At 67.9% G+C, this 3,868-nt stretch carries 4 protein-coding genes; 2 read left to right on the top strand and 2 right to left on the bottom strand.

The annotated features are described in order from the left end of the window. Positions 1 to 310: helix-turn-helix domain-containing protein (locus AC1DOC_RS26770; RefSeq protein WP_478130836.1), on the bottom strand; the 310-nt coding region annotated here is incomplete at its 3' end. A gap of 158 nt (positions 311 to 468) precedes the next feature. Between AC1DOC_RS26770 and xsc the strand changes: the two genes are divergently transcribed. Both xsc and AC1DOC_RS26760 read left to right on the top strand, forming a co-directional pair. After that, positions 469 to 2,292 (top strand): sulfoacetaldehyde acetyltransferase, encoded by a 1,824-nt coding sequence (gene xsc / locus AC1DOC_RS26765; protein ID WP_369663251.1) that lies wholly within the window; start codon positions 469 to 471, stop codon positions 2,290 to 2,292. Continuing rightward, positions 2,289 to 3,440 (top strand): acetate/propionate family kinase, encoded by a 1,152-nt coding sequence (locus tag AC1DOC_RS26760; RefSeq protein WP_478130837.1) that lies wholly within the window; start codon positions 2,289 to 2,291, stop codon positions 3,438 to 3,440. Before xsc ends, AC1DOC_RS26760 begins: the two co-directional genes overlap by 4 nt. Here AC1DOC_RS26760 and AC1DOC_RS26755 read toward each other — a convergent pair. After that, positions 3,424 to 3,868, bottom strand: a 445-nt coding sequence (locus AC1DOC_RS26755; protein WP_478130835.1) for a Bug family tripartite tricarboxylate transporter substrate binding protein, incomplete at its 5' end; no start/stop codon positions are given. The genes AC1DOC_RS26760 and AC1DOC_RS26755 overlap by 17 nt on opposite strands.

Here is a 3,868-nt window from a genome sequence, read left to right as displayed (position 1 = left end):
GGCGTGCACCGTGGAGGCTGTCGTTGAGCAGCAGGTTCTCGGCCAGCCGCCGCAGCCGCGTGCCGATGCCGTAGTGGCGGCCGTCGCCCTCGCGCTGCAGCAGGCCCGCGCCTTCGAGCTGCTGGAGCATGCGGTGCAGGGTGGGCTTGGGCATGCCGGTCTCTTCCACCAGGCCCTGCAGCGAGTAGCGCTGGTCCTTGGCGGCCATGACTTCGAGCAGCCCGAAAAGGCGCATGGTGGGCGTGTCGCCCGGCGCCGGCTCCAGGGTTTCGGGCGTGGGCCCCTTGACGATCTTCATGGGCCGGATCATAGTCTTTTTACAAAAAACAAGACAAGACGTACCGATTTTTGTAAATTGTTTGACGCGAGAGCCCTGCCGCCCTATATTCCGCCGGAGAGAAATCGGAACAACCCGTTCCGGCTTTTGAAACCCGCCGACCGCCCCATTCCCTTCAGGAGACGCCTTCCATGAGCCAGAAGCAACCCGCCGCACCCACCCGCGAAGCCGTCGCCGGCGTGCAGAAGATGACGCCCTCCGAGGCCTTCGTCGAAACCATGGTCGCCAACGGCGTGACCGACATCTTCGGCATCATGGGCTCGGCCTTCATGGATGCGATGGACATCTTCGCGCCCGCCGGCATCCGCCTGATTCCGGTGGTGCACGAGCAGGGCGGCGCCCACATGGCCGACGGCTATGCGCGCGTGTCGGGCCGCCACGGCGTGGTGATCGGCCAGAACGGCCCCGGCATCAGCAACTGCGTGACGGCCATCGCGGCCGCCTACTGGGCGCACAGCCCGGTCGTGATGATCACGCCCGAGACCGGCACCATGGGCATGGGCCTGGGCGGCTTCCAGGAAGCCAACCAGCTGCCGATGTTCCAGGAGTTCACCAAGTACCAGGGCCACGTCAACAACCCCAAGCGCATGGCCGAGTACACGGCGCGCTGCTTCGACCGCGCCATTTCCGAGATGGGCCCGACGCAGCTCAACATTCCGCGCGACTATTTCTACGGCGAGATCACCACCGAGATCCCGAAGCCCATGCGCGTGGAGCGCGGCGCGGGCGGAGAGAACAGCCTGAACGCGGCCGTCGAGCTGCTGGCCTCGGCCAAGTTTCCGGTGATCCTTTCGGGCGGCGGCGTGGTGATGGGCGATGCGGTCGAAGAGTGCAAGGCGCTGGCCGAGCGCCTGGGCGCGCCCGTGGCCAACGGCTACCTGCGCAACGACTCGTTCCCCGCGAGCCATCCGCTTGCCGCGGGCCCGCTGGGCTACCAGGGTTCCAAGGCCGCGATGAAGCTGATCGCGCAGGCCGACGTGGTGCTCGCGCTCGGCTCGCGCATGGGCCCCTTCGGCACCTTGCCGCAGCACGGCATGGACTACTGGCCGAAGGACGCGAAGATCATCCAGGTGGAAGCCGACCACACCAACCTGGGCCTCGTGAAGAAGATCACCGTCGGCATCCACGGCGATGCCAAGGCCACCGCCAATGAGCTGCTCAAGCGCCTGCAGGGCAAGACCCTGGCCTGCGATGCCACCAAGGCCCAGCGCGCCGAAAAGATCAAGGCCGAAAAAGCCGCGTGGGAAAAAGAGCTCGACGAGTGGACCCACGAGCGCGACCAATTCAGCCTCGACGCCATCGAGGAAGCCAAGGGCGAGAAAACGCCCACCGGCGGCACCTACCTGCACCCGCGCCAGGTGCTGCGCGAGCTCGAGAAGGCCATGCCGCCGCGCGTGATGGTCTCCACCGACATCGGCAACATCAACGCCATTGCCAACAGCTACCTGCGCTTCGAGGAGCCGAGGAGTTTCTTCGCGCCGATGAGCTTCGGCAACTGCGGCTACTCGCTGCCGACCATGATCGGCGCCAAGTGCGCGGCGCCCGACCGCCCGGCCGTGGCCTATGCCGGCGACGGCGCCTGGGGCATGAGCATGGTCGAGATCATGACCGCCGTGCGGCACGACATCCCGGTCACGGCCGTGGTCTTCCACAACCGCCAGTGGGGCGCCGAGAAGAAGAACCAGGTCGACTTCTACAACCGCCGCTTCGTCGCGGGCGAGCTCGAGAGCGAGAGCTTCGCGGGCATTGCCAAGGCCATGGGCGCCGAGGGCATCGTGGTCGACCGGCTCGAGGACGTGGGCCCGGCACTGAAGAAGGCCATCGACATGCAGATGAACCAGAAGAAGACCTGCGTGATCGAGATCATGTGCACCCGCGAGCTCGGCGATCCGTTCCGCCGCGATGCGCTGTCCAAGCCGGTGCGCTTCCTCGACAAGTACAAGGACTACGTCTGACCGATTCGCTGTTCACCCTCAACGCCGGGTCGTCGTCGATCAAGGTGGCGCTGTTCGAGGCGCCGGCCGAGGGCGGCGCGCTGCCTGCCGCCCGCTGGTCGGGCCAGGCCGATGGCCTGGGCGCGGGGCTGAAGGCGCGGCTGCGCGTGCGCGACGCCGAGGGCCGCACGCTGCACGACACGGCGCTGGAAGGCGACAGCCGCTCGCACCACGGTGCGCTGGCCGCGCTGCTCGAATGGCATGCACAACAAGGCGATAGCGGCCGCATCGCGGCAGTCGGCCATCGCATCGTGCATGGCGGCGCGAACTTCGTGGCGCCGGTGCGCATCGACGATGCGGTGCTGGCCGAACTGGCCGCGCTCGAGCCGCTTGCGCCGCTGCACCAGCCGCACAACCTCGCGGGCGTGCGTGCCGCCATGAAGGCTTTCGATGGCGTGCCGCAGGTGGCGTGCTTCGACACCGCCTTTCATGCCAGCCAGCCCGATGTGAACCGCCGCTTCGCGCTGCCACGCGCGCTGCACGATGCAGGCGTGCGGCGCTACGGCTTCCACGGCCTGTCCTACGAATCGATCGTGACGCAGTTCGCGCAACTGGCGCCGCAGCTGGYACGGCAGCGCGTGATCGTCGCGCACCTGGGCAACGGCGCATCGATGTGCGGCATGGCCGAGGGCCGGTCGGTGGCGCATCTCGATGCGGCCGTGGTGCTGTATTTGATGCGCTCGCAGGGCATGTCGGCGGACGATGTCGAGAAGCTGCTGTTCCGCGAATCGGGCCTGCTGGGGCTGTCGGGAATTTCCAGCGACATGCGCGAGCTCGAGGCTTCGGCTGCGCCCGCCGCCGCCGAGGCCATCACGCATTTCACCGAGCAGGTGGTGCAGCACATGGGCATGCTGGCTGCGGCGCTGCGCGGCGTGGATGCCATCGTGTTCACCGGGGGCATCGGCGAGAACGCCGCCACGCTGCGCGAGCGCATCCTTGTGCAGTGCAGCTGGCTCGGCCTTCGCGTCGACGCAGAGGCGAACCGCGCGGGCAAGGCGCAACTCACCACGCCCGGAAGCGCCGTCAGCGCCTGGGTGCTGCGCACCGACGAAGAGGCCGTGATCGCGCGGCACACCGCGCGGCTGCTGCGGCTCAGCCAGGCTGGATAGACGCCGCCTTGATGACGTGCGCCCAGCGCGCGATCTCGTCGGCCAGGAAGGGCGCGAAGCGGTCCGGCCCGCGCGCATCGATCACGAAGCCCTGCTGGCGCATGCGTTCATCGAGGCCGGGCTGCGCGAGGATCTTCACCACCTCCGCGCCCAGCTTCTGCACCGCGGCGTCGGGCATGCCGGCCGGCGCCATCATGCCGGTCCAGTTCTCGACTTGCAGCGCGGGCATGCCGGCTTCGGCGGTGGTCGGCACCTCGGGCAGCAAGGGGTAGCGGTCCTTGCTGGCGATAGCAAGCGCGCGCAGCTTGCCGCCCTTCACATGCGCAATCGACTCCGGAATGTTCGAGAACACCACGTCGAGCTGGCCGCCGATGAGATCGGTGATGCATGGCGCTCCGCCCTTGTAGGGCACGTGCTGGATGTTGGAC

The organism is Variovorax sp. 01T439_2 (assembly GCF_056398445.1).
This window is presented reverse-complemented; position numbering and strand designations above follow the sequence as displayed.